This window comes from Microbacterium sp. 77mftsu3.1 (genome assembly GCF_900100525.1).
GTDB lineage: Bacteria > Actinomycetota > Actinomycetes > Actinomycetales > Microbacteriaceae > Microbacterium > Microbacterium aquilitoris.
Genome location: NZ_FNCR01000002.1, coordinates 633,587 through 652,936, shown reverse-complemented (window position 1 = coordinate 652,936; position 19,350 = coordinate 633,587). Strand labels below are relative to the sequence as shown.

The following is a 19,350-nucleotide window of genomic DNA, read 5'->3' as shown; positions in this document are numbered from 1 at the left end:
CTCTCAGGAGATGGGGGTCGGGATGACACCGAAAGCGGCGAGACCCGCGGCACCGCCGTCGGGTGCGGTCAGCACCCAGATGCCTCCATCGTGCACCGCGACGCTATGTTCCCAATGGGAGCCGTCCTCACCGTCGACGGTGCTGACGGTCCAGTCGTCGTCCTCGACCAGGGTCGCCTCGTCTCCGCCGACGATCATCGGCTCGATGGCGACGCACAGACCGGGCCGCACCTCGGGCCCGAGGTCTTCGACGCGGTAGTTGAAGACCGTCGGCCCCTCGTGCATCTTGCGGCCGATCCCGTGCCCGACGTAGTCGCGAAGGATGCCGTAGCCCTCCCCCGACGACTCGACGTAGGTCTGCACGGCGTCGCCGATCTCACCGACGCGTGACGCCGAGGCCAGCGCGGCGATGCCGGCCCACAGCGACCCCTCGGTCACATCGGACAGTCGCTGCCGACGCGCGACGAGTTCGGGCCGCTCCGGATCCGGGACGACGATCGTGATGGCCGAGTCGCCGTTCCACCCCTCGAACTGCGCACCGCAGTCGATCGAGACGATGTCGCCCGGCTGCAGGACACGGTCGCCGGGGATGCCGTGAACGACCTCCTGGTTGACCGAGATGCAGGTCGTGTGGCGGTAGCCGCGCACGAGCTGGAAGTTCGACTCCGCACCGCGAGCGACGATCGTCGCCTCTGCGATCGCGTCGAGCTCGGCCGTCGTGACACCGGCTCGGACCGCCGGACGCACCGCATCCAGCGCAGCGGCCGTGATGAGGCCGGGGGTGACCATCGCGCGCAGCTGCGCGGGAGTCTTGTAGATGGAGCGGCGGAACACCATCAGGCGGTGATGCCGCGCGCTGCGAGGGCCGCCGCGATGCGCTCGGTGATCTCGTCGAGCGAGCCCACACCGTCGATCTCGTCGACGATGCCGCGCTCGCGGTAGACGTCGAGGATGGGTGCCGTCTCGGACTCGTAGATCGAGAGCCGCTTGGCGATCGACTCCTCGTTGTCGTCGGACCGGCCCTGCTCGGCCGCGCGACGCGAGAGCCGCGCGATCGACTCGTCCCGGGGAACCGAGAGCTCGATGACCGCGGTGAGCGGCTGACCGCGCCCGTCGAGGAACGCATCCAGGTCGCCGACCTGGCCGAGGTTCCGCGGGTACCCGTCGAGGAGGAAGCCCTCTGCGGCATCCTCCTGCTCCAGCCGGTCGCGGACGATCTCGCTCGTCAGGTCATCCGGAACCAGGTCGCCGGCGTCGATCAGCGCTTTGACCTTCAGCCCTAGCTCGGTGCCGTCCTTGACGTTCGCGCGGAAGACGTCTCCGGTGGAGACGGTCGGGATGCCGAGCAGATCGGCGATCCGGGCCCCCTGCGTCCCCTTGCCCGAACCTTGCGGGCCGATGATCAGGAGGCGGGCGGGGGTCTGCGTCATCGGAGGAGTCCTTCGTAGTGGCGCTGCTGGAGCTGGGCGTCGATCTGCTTCACGGTTTCGAGACCGACGCCGACGATGATCAGGATCGAGGCGCCGCCGAACGGGAAGTTCTGGTTGGCGCCGACCGTGGCGAGGGCGAGAAGGGGAAGCAGGGCGATGAGGCCCAGGTAGATGGAACCCGGCAGGGTGATGCGGGTCAGGACGTAGTCGAGGTACTCGGCCGTGGGACGACCCGCACGGATGCCGGGGATGAACCCGCCGTACTTCTTCATGTTGTCGGCGACCTCGACGGGGTTGAACGTGATCGCGACGTAGAAGTAGGTGAACCCGATGATGAGGAGGAAGTACACCGCCATGTACAGCGGGTGGTCACCGTTGACGAAGTTCGCCTGGATCCAGGAGACCCACCCGGGGACGCTGCCGTCCGCCGTCGGGTTGGCGTTGAACTGCGCGATCAGCGCCGGGATGTACAGCAGCGAGGAGGCGAAGATGACGGGCACGACGCCGGCCATGTTCACCTTGATCGGGATGTAGGTGTTGCTGCCGCCGAGCGTCCGGCGACCGACCATGCGCTTCGCGTACTGCACCGGGATGCGTCGCTGCGACTGCTCGACGAAGACGACGAGCGCGACGGTGGCGATGCCGACGGCCAGCACGAGGAGGAAGATCTCGAAGCTGCGCGCGACGGCGATGCTCCACAGCGCGGACGGGAACGTCGCCGCGATCGAGGTGAAGATGAGGAGGGACATGCCGTTGCCGATGCCGCGCTCGGTGACGAGCTCGGCCATCCACATGATGAGGCCGGTCCCCGCGGTGAGGGTGGCGATCATGAGGAGCTGAGCCCACCAGGCCTCGTCGGTGAGGAGCTGCTGGCACTCGGCGACACCGGAGATGCCGAAGAGCTGGCCCGAACGGGCCACGGTGACGAGGGTGGTCGACTGGAGGAGCGCCAGCGCGATCGTCAGGTACCGGGTGTACTGGGTCAGCTTGGCCTGACCGGCCTGGCCTTCCTTGTACAGCGTCTCGAAGTGAGGGATGACGACGCGCAGGAGCTGAACGATGATCGTCGCCGTGATGTACGGCATGACGCCGAGCGCGAAGATCGACAGCTGCAGCAGGGCGCCGCCGGAGAAGAGGTTGACCAGCGACAGGAGGCCCTGGGTGGAGCCCGACTGGTCGAGACAGGTCTTCACGTTCGGGAAGTCGACGAACGGAGCCGGGATGTGCGCGCCGAATCGGTAGATGGCGATGATGCCGAGCGTGAAACCGATCTTCCGACGCAGATCCGGGGTGCGGAAGACCCGCGCGATGGCGCTGAACAAGGGGATTTCCTCCAGTGGGATGCCGGGCCCGCCCAGACGGGCCGCACTCCAACATACGGCAACAGGGGCCGGAGGTTACCCTCCGGCCCCTGGCACGTGATTACTTGATCGAACCGCCAGCGGCGACGATCTTCTGCTCGGCCGATCCCGAGACCTTGTCGACGGAGACCGTCAGCGCAACCGAGATGTCGCCGGTGCCGAGCACCTTGACCTTCTCGTTCTTGCGGACGGCGCCCTTGGCGACCAGATCCGTGATGGTGACGTCGCCACCATTGGGGTAGAGCTCCGCGAGCTTGTCGAGGTTGACCACCTGGTACTCGACGCGGAACGGGTTCTTGAACCCGCGCAGCTTCGGCGTACGCATGTGGAGGGGCATCTGCCCACCCTCGAAGCCCACCTTGACCTGGTAACGAGCCTTCGTACCCTTGGTACCGCGGCCCGACGTCTTACCCTTGGAGCCCTCACCGCGACCGACACGGGTCTTCGCGACGTTGGATCCGGGGACCGGACGCAGGTGGTGGACCTTCAGCACGCCGGGGCGTGCCACATCCTTCTTCGGGGCAGCCTTGTCGGCGGCGGGCTTGGCCGCAGCCTTCCGGGTTGCCGGCTTCTTGGCCTTGGGCTCGACGGTCTCGACCGTCTCGTCCTTCTTCTCAGCCATCAGTCGATCTCCTCAACCTTCACGAGGTGCGCGACGGTCTTGATGTAACCGCGCGTCTGCGCGTCATCGGGACGAACGACGAAGTCGTTGATCCGCTTAAGACCGAGCGAACGCAGCGTGTCACGCTGGTTCTGCTTTTCGCTCACCTTGGACTTGACCTGGGTCACCTTCAGACGAGCAGCCATCATGCACCCACCTTTGCAGCCTTGGCGGCGTCGGCCTCGGCACGAACAAGACGCGCGGGCGCGACCTGGTCGAAGTCGAGACCACGACGAGCGGCGACGGCGCGCGGCTCTTCGAGCTGCTTCAGCGCCGCAACGGTCGCGTGCACGATGTTGATCGTGTTCGACGAACCGAGCGACTTCGACAGCACATCGTGGATGCCGGCGCACTCGAGGACGGCGCGGACCGGACCACCGGCGATAACACCGGTACCGGCAGCAGCCGGACGGAGCAGCACGACACCGGCAGCAGCCTCACCCTGGACGGGGTGGGGGATGCTGGAGCCGACGCGCGGGACCCGGAAGAAGTTGCGCTTGGCCTCTTCGACACCCTTGGAGATGGCGAGGGGGACTTCGCGCGCCTTGCCGTAGCCGACACCGACGAGACCGTTGCCGTCGCCCACGACGACGAGTGCGGTGAAGCTGAAGCGACGACCACCCTTGACGACCTTGGACACACGGTTGATCGTGACGACGCGCTCGAGGAACTGGTTGTCGCCCCGGTCGCGCGAGTTGCGGTCGCGGGTCTGGCTGCGCTCGCGGCCACCGCGGCGCGGCTCGCGCTCACGCTCGGCGGGAGCCTCGGCCGTAGCCGTAGCCGCAGCCGCAGCGGGCTGCTCGGTCGCGGTCACTTCGTTCTCCTTGTTCTCGGTCACAGCTTCAGACCTCCTTCGCGAGCGCCATCGGCGATCGCAGCGACGCGGCCCGCATAGCGGTTGCCGCCGCGGTCGAACACGACCGTCTCGATGCCGGCAGCCTTGGCACGCTCAGCAACGAGTTCGCCGACCTTGCGGGCCTTGGCGGTCTTGTCACCGTCGAACGTGCGCAGGTCCGACTCGAGGGTCGAGGCGGACGCCAGCGTGGTGCCCTTGCTGTCGTCGACGAGCTGAACGAAGACGTGGCGGGCGGAGCGGGTCACGACGAGGCGCGGACGCACCTCGGAGCCCACGATCTTCTTGCGAAGACGGAGGTGACGACGCGAACGTGCGTCGGACTTCGACTTAAGAGCCATGGTTACTTACCACTCTTTCCGGCCTTGCGGCGAACGACCTCGCCCGCGTACCGCACACCCTTGCCCTTGTACGGCTCGGGCTTGCGGATCTTGCGGATGTTGGCAGCTGCCTCGCCGACGGCCTGCTTCGAGATACCGGCGACGGTCACCTTGTTGTTGCCCTCGACGGTGAGCGTGATGCCCGCGGGAGCCTCGACCAGGACGGGGTGCGAGAAGCCGAGAGCGAACTCGACCGCCGTGCCCTTCTGAGCGACGCGGTAACCCGTGCCGACGACCTCGAGGCCCTTGGTGTAGCCCTGGGTCACGCCGATGATGTTGTTGTTGATGAGGGTACGGGTCAGCCCGTGGAGAGCACGGGACTCGCGCTCGTCATCGGGGCGGGAGACCAGAACCTGGTTCTCCTCGACCTTGACCTCGATGGGCTGTGCAACGGTGAGGCTGAGCTCACCCTTGGGGCCCTTGACGGCGACGTCCTGGCCGGAGACCGAAACGGTCACGCCGGCGGGGATGTCGATGGGAAGACGTCCAATACGCGACATGTCAGATCACCACACGTAGGCGAGGACTTCCCCGCCGACGCCCTTCTGCTCGGCCTGGCGGTCCGTGAGGAGGCCAGAGGAGGTGGACAGGATCGCGACACCGAGGCCACCGAGGACCTTGGGAAGCTCGTTCGACTTCGCGTAGACGCGGAGGCCGGGCTTCGAGACGCGCTTGATTCCGGCGATCGACCGCTCGCGGTTCGGGCCGTACTTGAGGGTGAGGGTGAGGGTCTGGCCGACACGAGCGTCGGAGACCTCCCAGCCGGAGATGTAGCCCTCCTGCTGGAGGATCTCGGCGATGTGCGTCTTGAGCTTCGAGCTCGGCAGCGCGACGGAGTCGTGGTGCGCGGAGTTCGCGTTGCGCAGACGGGTCAGCATGTCTGCGACCGGGTCTGTCATCGTCATGAGTATGTTCCTTTAGTCATGAGGTTTCGACTGCCGTTACACGACAGCCGACCTTCTATGAATGAGCAATATTCAGTTGTGCAGTCGTTCGGCCCCGGAGCACGCCCCGAGGCCGAACGATCGATCTTATCGGATCACGCCTGAGCGTCGGCCGACTTGAACGGGAAGCCGAGGTGCTTCAGCAGCGCCCGACCCTCGTCATCCGTCTTGGCCGTCGTCACGATCGTGATGTCGAAACCGCGGACGCGGTCGATCTTGTCCTGGTTGATCTCGTGGAACACGGACTGCTCCTGGAGACCGAAGGTGTAGTTGCCGTTGCCGTCGAACTGGGCAGCCGAGAGTCCACGGAAGTCGCGGATGCGGGGCAGCGCCAGGTTGACGAGGCGGTCGACGAACTCCCACGCGCGGTCACCGCGAAGGGTGACGTGGGCACCGATGGCCTGGCCCTCACGCAGCTTGAACTGCGCGATGGACTTGCGGGCCTTGGTGACGACCGGCTTCTGGCCGGTGATCTTGGTGAGGTCGTCGACCGCACCATCGATCACCTTGCTGTCGCGCGCAGCCTCACCGACACCGGTGTTGACGACGACCTTGACGAGACCGGGGATCTGCATGACGTTCGCGTAGCCGAACTCCTCCTGCAGAGCCTTCTTGATCTCGCTCTGGTACTTCTGCTTCAGGCGGGGCTGGATCTTGCCAGCCGCCGCGGCAGTTGCGTTGCTCATGTTCAGAGGTCCTTGCCGCTCTTCTTGGCGTAACGGACGCGGACGGTGCGCTTGACGCCGTCCTTGGTCCGCTCCTCGACGCGGTGACCGACACGGGTCGGCTTCTTGGTCGACGGGTCGACCAGCGCCACGTTGGAGATGTGGATCGGGGCTTCCATCGTCTCGATGCCGCCCGTCTTGGTGCCGCGCTGCGACTGACCGACACGGGAGTGCTTCGTGACGTAGTTCACGCCCTGCACGACGACGCGGTTCTGCTCGACGAGGACCTCGAGGACCTCGCCCTGCTTGCCGCGGTCGCCGCCCTTGTCCTGCTTGCGGCCGCTGATGACCTGAACCAGGTCACCCTTCTTGATGTGCGCCATGATCAGATGACCTCCGGTGCCAGCGAGACGATCTTCATGAACTTCTTGTCGCGAAGCTCACGACCGACCGGGCCGAAGATGCGGGTGCCGCGGGGCTCCCCGTCGTTCTTCAGGATGACGGCGGCGTTCTCGTCGAACTTGATGTACGAACCGTCGGGCCGACGGGTCGACTTGACGGTGCGGACGACGACAGCCTTGACCACGTCGCCCTTCTTGACGTTGCCGCCCGGGATCGCGTCCTTGACGGTCGCCACGATGACATCGCCCACGCCGGCGTAGCGGCGGTTGGAACCACCGAGAACGCGGATCGTGAGGATTTCCTTGGCGCCGGTGTTGTCAGCGACCTTGAGGCGGGACTCGTTCTGGATCATGGGTTACTTCGCCTTCTCGAGAATCTCGACCAGGCGCCAGCGCTTCGTGGCGCTGAGCGGACGGGTCTCGTTGATGAGGACGAGGTCACCGATGCCCGCGGAGTTCTGCTCGTCGTGAGCCTTCACCTTGGACGTGCGGCGGATGACCTTGCCGTAGAGGGGGTGCTTCACGCGGTCCTCGACCTCGACGACGATCGTCTTGTCCATCTTGTCGCTGACGACGTAGCCACGGCGGGCCTTGCGGTACCCACGGGCGTTGACGTCGCGGACGTCGTGCTCGGACGACTCGTGACCAGCGGCCACGGTCGCCTCGGCGGCATCCTTCTTAGCCATCACTCGGCCTCTTCCTTCGCGGCCTCAGCGGACTCGTCCGCCTTCTTGGCCTTGCTCTTCTTCGCCTTGGTGGCCGTCTCGACCGGGGCGGGGGTGGCACGGATGCCGAGCTCCCGCTCGCGGATGACGGTGTAGAGCCGCGCGATGTCGCGCTTGACCGCACGGATGCGGCCGTGGCTCTCGAGCTGGCCGGTGGCCGACTGGAAGCGCAGGTTGAACAGCTCTTCCTTGGCCTTGCGCAGCTCCTCCACGAGGCGCTGGTCTTCGAATGTGTCCAGCTCGCTCGGGGCGAGCGTCTTGGTGCCGACAGCCATTACGCGTCGCCCTCCTCGCGCTTGATGATGCGTGCCTTGAGCGGCAGCTTGTGGATAGCACGGGTCAGGGCCTCACGAGCGAGTTCCTCGTTGACGCCCGCGACCTCGAAGAGGACGCGACCCGGCTTGACGTTGGCGACCCACCACTCGGGCGAACCCTTACCGGAACCCATGCGGGTTTCGGCCGGCTTCTTCGTGAGCGGACGGTCGGGGTAGATGTTGATCCACACCTTTCCACCACGCTTGATGTGACGCGTCATGGCGATACGAGCGGACTCGATCTGACGGTTCGTCACGTAAGCGGGGGTCAGCGCCTGGATGCCGTACTCACCGAAGCTGACCGTGGTGCCGCCGGTGGCGGCGCCGTCGCGCTTCGGGTGGTGCTGCTTGCGGTACTTGACCTTGCGGGGAATAAGCATCAGGCTGACGCTCCTTCTGCGACGGGGGCCTCGTTGCGCGGGCCACGGCGGCGGTCGCCGCCACGGTCATCACGACGGGACTTCGGTGCGTTGGCCTGCTCGCGAGCGAGCTCCTTGTTGGTGAGGTCGCCCTTGTAGATCCAGACCTTCACGCCGATGCGGCCGAAAGTGGTCTTGGCCTCGTAGAAGCCGTAGTCGATGTTCGCGCGGAGCGTGTGCAGGGGCACACGGCCTTCGCGGTAGAACTCCGACCGGCTCATCTCAGCGCCGCCGAGACGGCCGGAGACCTGGATGCGGACACCCTTGGCACCGGCACGCTGCGCGCCCTGCAGACCCTTGCGCATCGCGCGGCGGAACGCCACACGAGCGGAGAGCTGCTCGGCGATGCCCTGGGCGACCAGCTGAGCGTCGGCCTCGGGGTTCTTGACCTCGAGGATGTTCAGCTGGATCTGCTTGCCCGTGAGCTTCTCGAGGTCGGCGCGGATGCGCTCGGCCTCGGCGCCGCGGCGGCCGATCACGATGCCCGGACGGGCGGTGTGGATGTCGACGCGGACGCGGTCACGCGTGCGCTCGATCTCGATGTTGCTCACGCCGGCACGGTCGAGCGACGTCGTCAGGAGACGACGGATCTTGACGTCCTCGGCCACGTAGTCGGCGTAACGCTGCCCGGGCTTGGTGGAGTCCGAGAACCAGCGCGACACGTGGTCGGTGGTGATGCCGAGGCGGAAGCCGTACGGGTTGACCTTCTGTCCCATTACTTGCTCGCCTTCTTGGTGTCAGCCGCAGCGGTGTCAGCGACCTCGGGGGTCGAGAGCACCACGGTGATGTGGCTGGTGCGCTTCTTGATCTGGAACGCGCGACCCTGGGCGCGGGGCTGGAAACGCTTCAGCGTCGTGCCCTCGTCCACGTAGGCGTTCTTCACGTACAGATCCTGATCGTCCAGGAACTCGTTGTCCTTGTCGGCCTTCACACGAGCATTCGCGACCGCGGCGGCCACGAGCTTGTAGATGGGCTCGCTGGCACCCTGGGGAGCGAACTTCAGGATGGCGAGAGCCTCCTGAGCCTGCTTGCCCTTGATGAGCGCGACGACACGACGAGCCTTCTGAGGGGTCACGCGGATGTGCTTCACGCGTGCGATGGATTCCACCATTACTACTCCTCCTCTTCCTCTCTCTGAGAGCGCCACCGCCTTAGCGGCGACGACCCTTCTTGTCGTCCTTCTCGTGGCCGCGGAAGGTGCGGGTGGGCGCGAACTCGCCCAGCTTGTGACCGACCATGGTCTCGGACACGAACACGGGGATGTGCTTGCGTCCGTCGTGCACGGCGATGGTGTGTCCCAGCATGGCGGGGATGATCATCGAACGGCGCGACCAGGTCTTGATGACGTTCTTGGTACCGGCTTCGTTCTGCGAGACGACCTTGCGAAGCAGGTGCTCGTCGACGAAGGGGCCCTTCTTAAGGCTGCGAGGCATCTTCCTCTACTCCTACTTCCGCTTCTTGCCGGCGTTGCGACGGCGAACGATCAACTTGTCGCTTTCCTTGTTGGGGTGCCGGGTACGACCCTCGGCCTGGCCCCAAGGAGTGACGGGGTGACGTCCACCGGAGGTCTTACCCTCACCACCACCGTGCGGGTGGTCGACCGGGTTCATGGCGACACCACGCACGGTCGGGCGGATGCCCTTCCAGCGGTTACGGCCGGCCTTACCCCAGTTGATGTTGGACTGCTCGGCGTTGCCGACCTCACCGATGGTGGCGCGGCAACGTGCGTCGACGTTGCGGATCTCACCCGAGGGCAGACGAAGCTGCGCGTAGGGGCCGTCCTTCGCCACGAGGCGGACGGACGCACCAGCCGAGCGCGCCATCTTCGCGCCGCCGCCGGGGCGGAGCTCGATCGCGTGGATCACGGTACCGGTGGGGATGTTGCGCAGCGGCAGGTTGTTGCCGGGCTTGATGTCGGCGCCAGCACCCGACTCGACGATGTCACCCTGCGACAGCTTGTTCGGGGCGAGGATGTAACGCTTCTCACCGTCGAAGTAGTGCAGCAGCGCGATGCGTGCGGTGCGGTTGGGGTCGTACTCGATGTGAGCGACCTTGGCGTTGACGCCGTCCTTGTCGTTACGACGGAAGTCGATGACGCGGTACTGGCGCTTGTGGCCACCACCGATGTGACGGGTCGTGATGCGGCCCTGGTTGTTGCGACCACCGGTCTTCGCCAGCGGGCGAAGGAGCGACTTCTCGGGCGTCGACCGCGTGATCTCAGCGAAGTCGGCGACCGACGAACCGCGACGACCGGGGGTCGTGGGCTTGTACTTGCGAATAGCCATGTCTCTAGTCCTCTATCCCAGCTGTCAGCCGACGGCCGTGAAGATGTCGATGGTGCCCGACTTCAGGCTCACGATGGCGCGCTTGGTGTCCTTGCGCTTACCGGTGCCGAAGCGGGTGCGGCGGGCCTTGCCCGGGCGGTTGAGCGTGTTCACCGACGCGACCTTGACACCGAAGATCTTCTCGATGGCGAGCTTGATCTCGGTCTTGGTGGCGCGGGGGTCCACGAGGAACGTGTACTTGCCCTCGTCGATGAGCCCGTAGCTCTTCTCGGAGACGACCGGCTTCAGGATGATGTCGCGCGGGTCCTTGTTGACGGCGGTCATGCCGAGACCTCCTCGGTGGCGCCGGCCTTCGCAGCGACGAACGCGTCGTAGGCGGCCTTGGTGAAGACGATGTCGTCGGAGACGAGCACGTCGTAGGCGTTGAGCTGGTCGAACGTCAGCACGTGGACGTACGCGAGGTTGCGGACGCTCTTGACGGTCAGCTCGTCATCACGGGTGATGACGACCATGACGTTCTTGGTCGGCGCGAGCTGGCCGAGGACCGCGACAGCGGCCTTCGTCGAGGGAGCGCCTTCGATGCCGAACGAGTCGACAACGTGCAGACGACCACCGCGTGCCCGGTCGCTGAGCGCACCCAGGAGGGCGGCGGCGACCATCTTCTTGGGGGTGCGCTGCGAGTAGTTGCGCGGCTTCGGTCCGTGGACGATGCCACCACCGGTCATGTGCGGCGCGCGGATCGAGCCCTGACGGGCGTTACCGGTGCCCTTCTGCTTGAAGGGCTTGCGGCCGGCGCCCGAGACCTCACCGCGACGCTTGGTCGAGTGGGTGCCCTGGCGAGCCGCCGCGAGCTGCGCGACGACGACCTGGTGGATGAGGGGGATGTTCGTCTTGACGTCGAACAGTGCGGCGGGCAGCTCCACGGAGCCGGCCTTCTTGCCGTCTGCCTTCACGACGTCGAGCGCGAGAGTCGAGTCAGCCATGATCAGGCACCCTTCACTGCGTTGCGGACGTAGACGATGCGGCCACGAGCACCGGGGACGGCGCCCTTGACGAGCAGCAGACCCTTCTCGGCGTCGACGGCGTGCACCGTGAGGTTGAGGACGGTCACGCGCTCGCCACCCATACGGCCGGCCATGCGCATGCCCTTGAAGACGCGGCTCGGGGTCGACGATGCGCCGATCGAGCCGGGCTTGCGGTGGTTGCGGTGCGCACCGTGCGAAGCCGAGACGCCCTTGAAGTTGTGACGCTTCATGACACCGGCGAAGCCCTTGCCCTTGCTGGTGCCGACGACGTCGACCAGCTGGCCGGCCTCGAAGGTGGCGTCGACGGTGAGCTCCTGACCGAGTGAGTAGTCAGCGGCATCCGCCGTGCGCACCTCGGTGAGGTGGCGGCGCGGGGTCACACCAGCGGCGTCGAAGTGAGCCGTCTGGGGCTTGTTGACCTTGCGGGGGTCGATCTGGCCGTAAGCGATCTGAACGGCGTTGTAGCCGTCGCGCTCGGGCGTGCGCACCTGGGTCACCACGTTGGGGGCGACTTCGATGACGGTGACGGGAACGACCTTGCCGTTCTCGTCCCAGACCTGGGTCATGCCGAGCTTGGTGCCCAGCAGGCCCTTGGAAACCTTGGAGTTGATGTCAGCCATGATGATCGACCTCAGAGCTTGATCTCGATGTTGACGTCGGCCGGGAGGTCGAGACGCATCAGCGAGTCGACGGCCTTGGGCGTCGGGTCGATGATGTCGATGAGGCGCTTGTGGGTGCGCATCTCGAAGTGCTCGCGGCTGTCCTTGTACTTGTGCGGCGAACGGATCACGGCGATCACGTTCTTCTCGGTCGGAAGGGGCACGGGGCCCACGACCGTCGCGCCCGCACGGGTCACGGTGTCGACGATTTTGCGTGCCGACGAGTCGATGACCTCGTGGTCATACGACTTCAGGCGAATGCGGATCTTCTGTCCCGCCATTGTCTGCTCACTCTCTTTCTCGCGTCGTACCTCGGGGGCATTGGACGCACGGGGCGCTTACGCGCCGGGCACTTCTCCCCGCCCGGAGGCGAGGTGATCGGCACCGCTGTTCTGATGTCAGTCCGCAGGGCTACCTGCGGCATCCCGTCCCCGCGCACGCATGCGTGCAGATCCGTTTCCGGAATGGGGTGTGGGGATGTGATGTTCTGCTGCCCGCGGCCTAGGCTTCACGCCTATGCACTGCCCTGGCAGTGATCCCGCGCAGAGCGCAGGAATGTGGAACCTGTACAGTCTACGTGCCGTCCGGGCGTGTCGCAAACCCGGGCGTGTCGCGCACCGGGGCACGCTCCCCCGTCGGCCTCAGTGCGCCGTCCGGCCCGGCACGATGACAGCCGTCAGCGTGCGCACCAGGATCTGCAGGTCCTGCATGAACGACCAGTTCTCGACGTAGTAGAGGTCGAGGCGCAGCGCATCCTCCCACGACAGGGTGGACCGTCCACTGACCTGCCAAAGACCGCTCATCCCCGGCTTCACACGCAGTCGGCGGTGGGCGGCGTCGTCGTACAGCGCGACCTCGGCGGCACGCTGCGGGCGGGGCCCGACGAGACTCATCGTGCCGACGAGGACGTTGAACAGCTGCGGGAGCTCGTCCAGCGAGTGCTTGCGGATGACGCGGCCGACCTTCGTGATGCGCGGGTCGTCGGCCACCTTGAACAGAGGACTGTCGTTCGTCCCCTGCATGTCCAGCAGACTTGCGAGCTGGTCGTCGGCGTCCGCGACCATCGAGCGGAACTTCAGCATCCCGAACTCGTCGCCGCCCAGGCCGATCCGCGACTGGCGGTAGAGCACGCGTCCCGGCGTCTCCATCCGGATCGCCACGGCGGTGACGAGCATGACCGGGGAGAAGACGACGATGAGGGCCACGGAGCCGAACAGGTCGAACGTCCGCTTGGCGAATCGACGGACGCCTTCGAGGCGGGGGAACTCGACGTGCACGAGGGGCAGACCCGCCGCAGGGCGGGAATGGATGCGGGGACCCGCCACATCGGTCAGCGCCGGAGCGACGACGAGGTTGCCGTTGCGGTCCGCGACATCCCATCCGAGTTGACGCATCATCTCGGGGTGGACCTCGTCCGCCTCGGCGACGATGATCGTGTCGGCATCGGTGGCATCCATCGCCTGCATCGCGTGGGCGAATCCGCCGACGACCGGCACGTCGCCGATGGACTGCCGACCCCGCGCATTCGTCACGACACCCACGATGTCGAAGCCGGAGGTGTCCGCCCGCCGGATCGCGCGGATGATCATCGCCGCCTTCGCCGGTTCTCCCAGGACGAGCGCGCGGTAGACGTACTTCGACCGTCGCTGCTGACGTCGCAGCCAGATGCGCCACAGCCATCGCGAGAAGATGAGCGCCACAAGGCCGACGGGCATGGCGACGAGGAAGAGCCCGCGGGAGACCTCGATGCGCAGGAAGAACGCGACCGACACGAAGATCGCGAACACGGCGATCGTCGCGTTCACCAACCGGCGGTATTCCTGTTCGCCCGCACCGACGATGTTGCGATCCCGCGTCTCGAAGACGCTCAACGCCACGAGCCAGACGATCCCGATCAGACCGAGGGCGACGTCGTACGGGACCTGCGGACCACTGGGCCACGTCACGTCCCGCTGCGTATCGGGGAGGACCAGGAACCGGAACGCCAACAGCACGGCGACGATGACGACGAGATCGCTGTAGGCGATGCGACCGCTGAACCGCGCCGGCCAATCACGCGCGGAGCGACGCGCGGGCACGACCAGCGACGGCTTGCTCGGGCGCCGGCCGAGGCGCCGCCCGATGCGCGTGCCCTGCCGTTCCGCGGCCCGCCTCAGCACGAGCACCCTTCGCCCGACCGACCGGTGCGGTGACCCCACGCCGGAGTGCGAGCGGTCTGCATCACGGAGGTCAGCCTTCCTGTCGACGGCGCGGACGACGTCCACTCCTCCGGCAGGCCTCGCATCTTCGACGACGGACGGGTGCCGGTCTCCGAGGATGTTATCAAACAGCTGGAAATACCCGCTCAGCCGCTCAATGACAAGTGTCGGTGACCGTCGTCTTGGTCTCGTGGATCATCGGGGTGGTCCACAGCTCGAGGGGTCCGAAATCGCCCTTCCCCGTGAAGGTCGCGGTCACGGTGAAGGTCCCGCCGGGGGTCAATCGGGCCTGGAAGGGCTCGACGACCCGGCCGAGGTCGACGTTCCCCTGCCGGAAGGCGGAGGCACCACCGGTGGTCTCGGTGGAGGCGAGCTCCATTCCCGGAGGCGCGTACATGTAGACCTGCGTGCCGAAGTACTTCGCGCCCTGAGCGCGACTCTGCACGTACGTCGGAAGATCCTCGGCTGCACCCTGAGTGATGTCGAGCGAGACCTTGGCGGTGGTCGTGAGGGTCGTGACCCCATCGGCGCAGGAGAGCGTCGATTCGACAGCCGTCTTCGTGTAATAGTCGATCTTCGACGCGGAGACGTTGCGGAAGAAGACGCCGTTCACCGTCTGCGCGGTGTTCTCCTTCGGCAGGATGCCGGACAGGCGTCCCGATTCGCCGATGATCTTCTGCGTCTCGGCATCGCTGCTCCACGCGAGGATGCTGCCGCGGTTGATGCTCTCGGTCATGGCCCAGGCCATGTCCTTGATGTTGAAGTCGCCACTGGCGATCTTGCTGAAAACGGAGCCCGCCACACCGGCGAAGAAGGCGTCCGACTTGAGGTCGGGATCGTCGTACGGGTTCCACCACTTGTAGACGTCGCTCAGGAGGGTCTTCACGGCGTTGTTGTGATCGATGGTGATCCCGTCGACCTCGATGGGGCCGGTCGCGAGGAGGATGCGCTGCAGGGCGACGGGGTCCACCGAGATGACGCCGTCGATCCGCGTGTCGTCGATGTCGCGGTTCCAGAACGCCTTGACCATGGCGGCCGCCCCGGGCCAGTCGGGCTGCGACGGCGCGAGGTTGATGTAGCTGCCGTAGCGGCTGCCGTAGAGCGTCTTCGCGGACTCGGGCAGGTCGATGTCGACGAACGACCCCTCGACGAAGGAGGCGCTGCTGGCCTGGTTGGCGATCGCGAGGTCACCGGCATCGGCGGTGATGAGCGTCTGCGAGGCGGAGCTTCCTCCCAGAGGCAGGGCTTCCGCGTTGTTCTGGAACACCAGCAGGTAGTTCTGCTTCTCGTCCGAGCCGAGGAGTCGGGGCAAGAGATCGAACAGCGGCCCGGCGGCATCCGCCACCTCTGCGACCTGCTCGACGCCGGCCTTCACCGGACCGACGAGACTGCCCGAAGCGGCGACACCCGTCAGCTCGCCGCGGAGCTTGTCGAGCTTCGGCGCTGCGGCCTCGATGAGCGGCAGCGCACGGGCGAGGATCTTGCCCTTGCCGTCATCCTGCATGGCGAAGACCGGGCGACCGACGCCGTTCGCGAAGACGTCGAGCGTCTCGGACGCCAGCCGCACGCCGCGGAGATTGTCGCCGGCGAAGGGGAGGAACTCCGCCATGCGCCAGACCGGGTCGGCTGCAGCGCCCGCCGCATCCGCCGCGCCCGAGGAGAGCCGCGGAATGGCCTCGGAGACCTGCCCGCCGTTCTGAATGGACGCGACCGCCGCCTGCGCGGACTCGAGGCCGTTCTTCGCGATGACGACCTTCACGGCCAACCACGCGGAGAGCCCCAGGACGACGATCACGAGGCCGAGGACCACGCGGCCCACGATTCGGCGACGCGAGGCCTTGGGCTTGGCTTCGGTGGAGGCATCGGTCGACGGCGACGCGTCTCCCGCAGCTCGGGCGGCCGCTTCGCGGGCGCCGCGACGGGTCTCAGGAGGCATGGGTCACAGTCTATTCGGCGGGAGCCTGGGAGACCGTCGGCGTCGGCGTCGGCGTCGGAGTCGCGTTGGCGGGCGCCGCGCTCGTCTGGACGAACTGGGGGCGCGGGCTCACGGGGATCGTCACGACGCCGTCGACGGGCGCGACCGACCGGGTGGCCCCGTTCATGTTCGTCACCGCCACCGGGACGTCGCTCTTGAGCGTCATCGTGCCCTTGCCGGCGGGCGACCAGACGATGCGCACCGCGTTCGCCTCGTCGCCGAAACGGTGCGACTGGATGCCCTTGCCCACCGACTCGGATGCCGCGAACGCACGCCCCTGGAGCTGCGAGATCATCAGGGCCTGGGCGTAGCCGACCGGCTTGGGCTGGAGGGCCGCGACGCCCTTGCTCTTCTGGTAGTACATGCCGAAGTTGCCCTCGTGCTTGCCGGGATCCGGATCATCGTTGATGAGGTCGTACCAGAAGAACTTCTCGGCTCCGCCGGCGAGGGCGGTCGTCGCGGTCCGGACCAGGTAGTCCGCCTGAGCGGACACCGTGCGGCCGCCCGTCTTCGACGAGCTTCCGAGTTCGGTGATCCAGATCGGTCGGGTCGTCTTGCCGTTCGCCGTCATGCTGCTGTTCGCCTCGTCGATGATGCCGGCGAGCGATTCGGGCTTGCTCGAGACCTCGTACGGGTGGAAGCTCACGGCGTCGGAGTACCTCAGTCCGCCCGCGCGCCACAGCCCGTCGAACCAGTCCGACTCGTACCGCGCCGTCGCCCCCGCGATGATCGGGAGCTTCGGGTCGACCTTGCGGACCTGGTCATGCACGGACTTCAGCAGCGGCACGTAGCAGCGCGGCGAGGTGCCGCAGGAGGACTTGTTGAAGCGGGCGTGATTGAACTCGTTGTAGACCTCGAGCCCGACCAGGTCGAAGCGGTCGGCGATCGCAGCCGCGTACTTGCCGTAGGCGGCGATGGCGTTGCCCGACACCGGAACCTGCCCGTTGCCGTAGAGCCAGTTGCCGTAGTTGACGATGCCGAGCACCTTGATGTCGTGCGCGTGGAGGCGGGCGAAGCCGTCGACGTAGTGGTCCGCGAAGTCGTATCTCCCCTTCGTTGTCTCGTTGTCGCGCCAGAGGACGTCGTTGCGCGCCATCCCGATCCCGAGGGATGCCGCGAGGTCGGCGGCGCCGGCGTAGATCCCGTTCTCGACGTGCAGGCCCACCCCGAACCGGTCGTCCTTCGCGATCTCGACCCCGTCGAAATCGACGACGCCGAGAAGCGTCGACACCGACGTGCCGCCCGCTTCGACCGAGACGTCGTAGTACCCCTGAGGCAGGCCGGTCAGGTCGACACTGCTGATGGGGCTCGAGAGATCGGCCTTACCGGACGCGGCGACCTTGCCGGCGGCATCCAAAGCCTTCCAGGAAGCGGCGCCCTCGGGCAGCCGGACGGCCAGCACGGGTCGGCTCGCCGGCAGGATGAGGGAGCGGTTGAGGATGCGGTCGTCTGTCTTGACGTCCTCGAACGAGCCGTTGGCGACGGCGTTCGATCCGCCGGTCACCGCAGTGAGCGAGACGGCGTCGAGCCCGAGGCCGCGCACCGGGCCGGTGACGACGAGGCCCACCGCCACGGTGTCGGCGCCTGCGGGAACGCGGACGTCCGCGGTCACCTCGGACCATGCGGCACTGATGTCGGGGAGGGGGATCTCGGTGTCGCCGACGACGATCTTCGCGTCGACCGGCTCGGGGAACGCCGTGGCAGAGCGGACCTGCGCCGTGAAGGTGTACTGCGCACCCGCATCGACCTTCGCGACGGACTGGAGGACCGTCGTCTGCTTGTCGACCACGGGAGCGTCGACGTACGCGGCGACGGACCCGGCCGCGGCATCGCCGACCTGCGGCAGCACCCGGGCGACCGTGGTCGTCCCTGCCTGATCCCACCCGACCAGATCACCGTACGACGGCGCGGACTGCGGCTCCGGTGCCGGCTGCGGCTCGGGAGTCGGTGTCGGGGTGGGCGTCTGCTGCGCCTCGGCCGTCGGCCGCGTCGTGGGCGCCACGCCGTTCGAGGCGAAGGAGTTGGAGACGATGATCGCCGTCGTGAGCCCACCGGCGAGCACGACAGCACCGCCCGCGAAAAGTTGCCACTTCTTGATCCGCACCTGTCGCAGCCTCTCGATACGTCTACAGTCGGCCCCCATCCTCACAGATGTCCCTGGCCTCACCGAATCGGCGGATCGCTGCGCTCGGCCCGGCGGAGGGGGCGCGGCATCCGTCGACTAGGCTCGGGGCGTTCGCCGACCGAGATGAGGGACCGTGCCGCGCGTCGTGTATTGGAACCCTCGCCGGAAGCTCGGATCCGGTCGGGTGACGGCACGGATCCACGTGGGTCCGCGTGTCAACAATTTCGGCGACCTGCTCGGCCCGGAGATCGTGGCCCGCATCGCACGATCGCGAGGACTCGAGGAGCGGCCGGAGCTGCGCCGCATCCTCGCCGTGGGCTCGATCCTGCACCTCGCCCGCCCCGGCGACGTCGTCTGGGGAAGCGGGGCGAACGTCAAGGAGCCCGCCCCGATCCCGAGGGACCTCGACGTCCGCGCGGTGCGCGGCCCGCTGACCGCGGCCCGCCTGCGTGAGGGAGGGAACCGCTCGAGCGAGGTGTTCGGCGACCCGGCTCTCCTCCTCCCCCACCTGTGGACGGACGACGAGCTCGGCATCGTGCGCGGCTCCGGCGGCACCGTCCTCGTCCCCAATCTGCACGACCGGCACCGCTTCCCCCCGACGGCGTTGTCGCCGAGGGGACCGGCGCTCGAGAAGGTCCGGCAGATCGCATCGGCGGAGTCGGTGATCGCGAGCTCGCTCCACGGGATCGTCGTCGCGGAGGCGTTCGGCGTCCCCGCCGTCCTCGTCGCCGCGAGCACCGAGCCGGCTTTCAAGTACGAGGACTACTACGCGGGGACGGGCCGAGCGCTTCCCGTCGCGGCATCCGACTGGCGCGCCGCTCTCGACACACCTCCTGCCCCTCCACTCCGCGGGTGGGATGCCGCGGCGTTGCTCGAGGCGTTCCCTGATGACCTCTGGAGCACATCGGCGGCACAGACGCCGTGAATCAG

27 protein-coding genes are annotated in these 19,350 nt (G+C 67.0%); 1 reads left to right on the top strand and 26 read right to left on the bottom strand.

Annotated features, from left to right (window positions below; translation table 11 throughout):
* Window positions 1–3: 3 nt before the first annotated feature.
* From map to BLR68_RS07960, 26 genes are all read right to left on the bottom strand, one after another.
* Window positions 4–837 (bottom strand): type I methionyl aminopeptidase, encoded by an 834-nt coding sequence (gene map, locus BLR68_RS08085; RefSeq protein ID WP_018187331.1) that lies wholly within the window; start codon window positions 835–837, stop codon window positions 4–6.
* Window positions 837–1,430 carry an adenylate kinase gene (locus BLR68_RS08080; protein WP_018187332.1) on the bottom strand — a complete coding sequence of 198 codons (594 nt, stop codon included), beginning with the start codon at window positions 1,428–1,430 and terminating at the stop codon, window positions 837–839. Before BLR68_RS08080 ends, map begins: the two co-directional genes overlap by 1 nt.
* Window positions 1,427–2,752, bottom strand: a complete 1,326-nt coding sequence (secY, locus tag BLR68_RS08075) for a preprotein translocase subunit SecY (protein WP_018187333.1) — start codon at window positions 2,750–2,752, stop codon at window positions 1,427–1,429. The genes BLR68_RS08080 and secY overlap by 4 nt, the downstream gene beginning before the upstream one ends.
* 100 nt (window positions 2,753–2,852) lie before the next feature.
* Window positions 2,853–3,413 (bottom strand): 50S ribosomal protein L15, encoded by a 561-nt coding sequence (gene rplO, locus BLR68_RS08070; RefSeq protein WP_018187334.1) that lies wholly within the window; start codon window positions 3,411–3,413, stop codon window positions 2,853–2,855.
* Window positions 3,413–3,598, bottom strand: a complete 186-nt coding sequence (gene rpmD, locus BLR68_RS08065) for a 50S ribosomal protein L30 (RefSeq protein ID WP_018187335.1) — start codon at window positions 3,596–3,598, stop codon at window positions 3,413–3,415. Before rpmD ends, rplO begins: the two co-directional genes overlap by 1 nt.
* Window positions 3,598–4,290: a 30S ribosomal protein S5 gene (gene rpsE, locus BLR68_RS08060; protein ID WP_018187336.1), complete on the bottom strand. Its 693-nt coding sequence runs from the start codon at window positions 4,288–4,290 to the stop codon at window positions 3,598–3,600. Before rpsE ends, rpmD begins: the two co-directional genes overlap by 1 nt.
* Window positions 4,287–4,646: a 50S ribosomal protein L18 gene (gene rplR, locus BLR68_RS08055; RefSeq protein WP_018187337.1), complete on the bottom strand. Its 360-nt coding sequence runs from the start codon at window positions 4,644–4,646 to the stop codon at window positions 4,287–4,289. Before rplR ends, rpsE begins: the two co-directional genes overlap by 4 nt.
* A 2-nt stretch (window positions 4,647–4,648) precedes the next feature.
* Window positions 4,649–5,185, bottom strand: a complete 537-nt coding sequence (gene rplF / locus BLR68_RS08050; RefSeq protein WP_018187338.1) for a 50S ribosomal protein L6 — start codon at window positions 5,183–5,185, stop codon at window positions 4,649–4,651.
* A 6-nt stretch (window positions 5,186–5,191) separates the two neighbouring features.
* Window positions 5,192–5,590, bottom strand: a complete 399-nt coding sequence (gene rpsH / locus BLR68_RS08045) for a 30S ribosomal protein S8 (protein WP_018187339.1) — start codon at window positions 5,588–5,590, stop codon at window positions 5,192–5,194.
* A gap of 134 nt (window positions 5,591–5,724) precedes the next feature.
* Window positions 5,725–6,315 (bottom strand): 50S ribosomal protein L5, encoded by a 591-nt coding sequence (rplE, locus tag BLR68_RS08040; RefSeq protein ID WP_018187340.1) that lies wholly within the window; start codon window positions 6,313–6,315, stop codon window positions 5,725–5,727.
* Window positions 6,316–6,317: 2 nt separating this feature from the next.
* On the bottom strand, window positions 6,318–6,677 hold the full coding sequence (gene rplX / locus BLR68_RS08035) for a 50S ribosomal protein L24 (protein WP_018187341.1): 360 nt from the start codon (window positions 6,675–6,677) through the stop codon (window positions 6,318–6,320).
* Window positions 6,678–6,679: 2 nt separating this feature from the next.
* On the bottom strand, window positions 6,680–7,048 hold the full coding sequence (rplN, locus tag BLR68_RS08030; RefSeq protein ID WP_018187342.1) for a 50S ribosomal protein L14: 369 nt from the start codon (window positions 7,046–7,048) through the stop codon (window positions 6,680–6,682).
* A 3-nt stretch (window positions 7,049–7,051) separates the two neighbouring features.
* Complete coding sequence (rpsQ, locus tag BLR68_RS08025) at window positions 7,052–7,381, bottom strand: 30S ribosomal protein S17 (protein ID WP_018187343.1); 330 nt, start codon at window positions 7,379–7,381, stop codon at window positions 7,052–7,054.
* Window positions 7,381–7,695, bottom strand: a complete 315-nt coding sequence (gene rpmC, locus BLR68_RS08020) for a 50S ribosomal protein L29 (RefSeq protein ID WP_018187344.1) — start codon at window positions 7,693–7,695, stop codon at window positions 7,381–7,383. Before rpmC ends, rpsQ begins: the two co-directional genes overlap by 1 nt.
* Window positions 7,695–8,114 (bottom strand): 50S ribosomal protein L16, encoded by a 420-nt coding sequence (gene rplP / locus BLR68_RS08015; RefSeq protein WP_018187345.1) that lies wholly within the window; start codon window positions 8,112–8,114, stop codon window positions 7,695–7,697. The genes rpmC and rplP overlap by 1 nt, the downstream gene beginning before the upstream one ends.
* The gene (gene rpsC / locus BLR68_RS08010; protein WP_018187346.1) at window positions 8,114–8,869 is read right to left on the bottom strand and encodes a 30S ribosomal protein S3; all 756 of its coding nucleotides are present in this window, start codon (window positions 8,867–8,869) and stop codon (window positions 8,114–8,116) included. The genes rplP and rpsC overlap by 1 nt, the downstream gene beginning before the upstream one ends.
* Window positions 8,869–9,264: a 50S ribosomal protein L22 gene (gene rplV / locus BLR68_RS08005; protein WP_018187347.1), complete on the bottom strand. Its 396-nt coding sequence runs from the start codon at window positions 9,262–9,264 to the stop codon at window positions 8,869–8,871. The genes rpsC and rplV overlap by 1 nt, the downstream gene beginning before the upstream one ends.
* A 40-nt stretch (window positions 9,265–9,304) precedes the next feature.
* Window positions 9,305–9,586, bottom strand: a complete 282-nt coding sequence (gene rpsS, locus BLR68_RS08000; RefSeq protein ID WP_018187348.1) for a 30S ribosomal protein S19 — start codon at window positions 9,584–9,586, stop codon at window positions 9,305–9,307.
* 12 nt (window positions 9,587–9,598) lie between these two features.
* Complete coding sequence (rplB, locus tag BLR68_RS07995; protein WP_018187349.1) at window positions 9,599–10,438, bottom strand: 50S ribosomal protein L2; 840 nt, start codon at window positions 10,436–10,438, stop codon at window positions 9,599–9,601.
* A 24-nt stretch (window positions 10,439–10,462) separates the two neighbouring features.
* The gene (gene rplW / locus BLR68_RS07990) at window positions 10,463–10,762 is read right to left on the bottom strand and encodes a 50S ribosomal protein L23 (RefSeq protein WP_018187350.1); all 300 of its coding nucleotides are present in this window, start codon (window positions 10,760–10,762) and stop codon (window positions 10,463–10,465) included.
* The gene (gene rplD / locus BLR68_RS07985; RefSeq protein ID WP_018187351.1) at window positions 10,759–11,421 is read right to left on the bottom strand and encodes a 50S ribosomal protein L4; all 663 of its coding nucleotides are present in this window, start codon (window positions 11,419–11,421) and stop codon (window positions 10,759–10,761) included. The genes rplW and rplD overlap by 4 nt, the downstream gene beginning before the upstream one ends.
* A gap of 2 nt (window positions 11,422–11,423) precedes the next feature.
* Entirely contained in the window at window positions 11,424–12,083 is a 660-nt protein-coding gene (rplC, locus tag BLR68_RS07980) for a 50S ribosomal protein L3 (RefSeq protein ID WP_018187352.1), read from the bottom strand.
* An 11-nt stretch (window positions 12,084–12,094) separates the two neighbouring features.
* On the bottom strand, window positions 12,095–12,403 hold the full coding sequence (rpsJ, locus tag BLR68_RS07975; protein ID WP_018171443.1) for a 30S ribosomal protein S10: 309 nt from the start codon (window positions 12,401–12,403) through the stop codon (window positions 12,095–12,097).
* Window positions 12,404–12,763: 360 nt separating this feature from the next.
* Entirely contained in the window at window positions 12,764–14,281 is a 1,518-nt protein-coding gene (locus BLR68_RS07970) for a sugar transferase (protein ID WP_256335344.1), read from the bottom strand.
* 193 nt (window positions 14,282–14,474) lie between these two features.
* The gene (locus BLR68_RS07965) at window positions 14,475–16,256 is read right to left on the bottom strand and encodes a DUF4012 domain-containing protein (protein WP_018187354.1); all 1,782 of its coding nucleotides are present in this window, start codon (window positions 16,254–16,256) and stop codon (window positions 14,475–14,477) included.
* 10 nt (window positions 16,257–16,266) lie between these two features.
* A complete protein-coding gene (locus BLR68_RS07960) occupies window positions 16,267–18,399 on the bottom strand; it encodes a cellulase family glycosylhydrolase (RefSeq protein ID WP_018187355.1) in 2,133 nt (710 codons plus the stop codon).
* A gap of 205 nt (window positions 18,400–18,604) precedes the next feature.
* Here BLR68_RS07960 and BLR68_RS07955 point away from each other — a divergent pair, with 205 nt between their 5' ends.
* A complete protein-coding gene (locus tag BLR68_RS07955) occupies window positions 18,605–19,345 on the top strand; it encodes a polysaccharide pyruvyl transferase family protein (RefSeq protein WP_231370973.1) in 741 nt (246 codons plus the stop codon).
* Window positions 19,346–19,350 lie beyond the last annotated feature (5 nt).

Excerpts from the sequence above, each read along its gene's own strand:
- rplC (WP_018187352.1), bottom strand. The coding sequence starts at position 12,083 with ATGGCTGACATCAACTCCAAGGTTTCCAAGGGCCTGCTGGGCACCAAG.
- rplW (WP_018187350.1), bottom strand. The coding sequence starts at position 10,762 with ATGACCGCCGTCAACAAGGACCCGCGCGACATCATCCTGAAGCCGGTC.
- rplP (WP_018187345.1), bottom strand. The coding sequence starts at position 8,114 with ATGCTTATTCCCCGCAAGGTCAAGTACCGCAAGCAGCACCACCCGAAG.
- rplR (WP_018187337.1), bottom strand. The coding sequence starts at position 4,646 with ATGGCTCTTAAGTCGAAGTCCGACGCACGTTCGCGTCGTCACCTCCGT.
- rpmD (WP_018187335.1), bottom strand. The coding sequence starts at position 3,598 with ATGGCTGCTCGTCTGAAGGTGACCCAGGTCAAGTCCAAGGTGAGCGAA.
- rpmC (WP_018187344.1), bottom strand. The coding sequence starts at position 7,695 with ATGGCTGTCGGCACCAAGACGCTCGCCCCGAGCGAGCTGGACACATTC.
- rpsH (WP_018187339.1), bottom strand. The coding sequence starts at position 5,590 with ATGACGATGACAGACCCGGTCGCAGACATGCTGACCCGTCTGCGCAAC.
- rplN (WP_018187342.1), bottom strand. The coding sequence starts at position 7,048 with ATGATCCAGAACGAGTCCCGCCTCAAGGTCGCTGACAACACCGGCGCC.
- rpsC (WP_018187346.1), bottom strand. The coding sequence starts at position 8,869 with ATGGGACAGAAGGTCAACCCGTACGGCTTCCGCCTCGGCATCACCACC.
- rplB (WP_018187349.1), bottom strand. The coding sequence starts at position 10,438 with ATGGCTATTCGCAAGTACAAGCCCACGACCCCCGGTCGTCGCGGTTCG.
- rpsS (WP_018187348.1), bottom strand. The coding sequence starts at position 9,586 with ATGCCTCGCAGCCTTAAGAAGGGCCCCTTCGTCGACGAGCACCTGCTT.
- BLR68_RS08080 (WP_018187332.1), bottom strand. The coding sequence starts at position 1,430 with ATGACGCAGACCCCCGCCCGCCTCCTGATCATCGGCCCGCAAGGTTCG.
- rplD (WP_018187351.1), bottom strand. The coding sequence starts at position 11,421 with ATGGCTGACTCGACTCTCGCGCTCGACGTCGTGAAGGCAGACGGCAAG.
- map (WP_018187331.1), bottom strand. The coding sequence starts at position 837 with ATGGTGTTCCGCCGCTCCATCTACAAGACTCCCGCGCAGCTGCGCGCG.
- BLR68_RS07965 (WP_018187354.1), bottom strand. The coding sequence starts at position 16,256 with ATGCCTCCTGAGACCCGTCGCGGCGCCCGCGAAGCGGCCGCCCGAGCT.
- rplO (WP_018187334.1), bottom strand. The coding sequence starts at position 3,413 with ATGGCTGAGAAGAAGGACGAGACGGTCGAGACCGTCGAGCCCAAGGCC.
- rplE (WP_018187340.1), bottom strand. The coding sequence starts at position 6,315 with ATGAGCAACGCAACTGCCGCGGCGGCTGGCAAGATCCAGCCCCGCCTG.
- rplF (WP_018187338.1), bottom strand. The coding sequence starts at position 5,185 with ATGTCGCGTATTGGACGTCTTCCCATCGACATCCCCGCCGGCGTGACC.
- rplX (WP_018187341.1), bottom strand. The coding sequence starts at position 6,677 with ATGGCGCACATCAAGAAGGGTGACCTGGTTCAGGTCATCAGCGGCCGC.
- rplV (WP_018187347.1), bottom strand. The coding sequence starts at position 9,264 with ATGGTGGAATCCATCGCACGCGTGAAGCACATCCGCGTGACCCCTCAG.
- rpsJ (WP_018171443.1), bottom strand. The coding sequence starts at position 12,403 with ATGGCGGGACAGAAGATCCGCATTCGCCTGAAGTCGTATGACCACGAG.
- rpsQ (WP_018187343.1), bottom strand. The coding sequence starts at position 7,381 with ATGGCTAAGAAGGATGCCGCCGAGGCGACCGTGGCCGCTGGTCACGAG.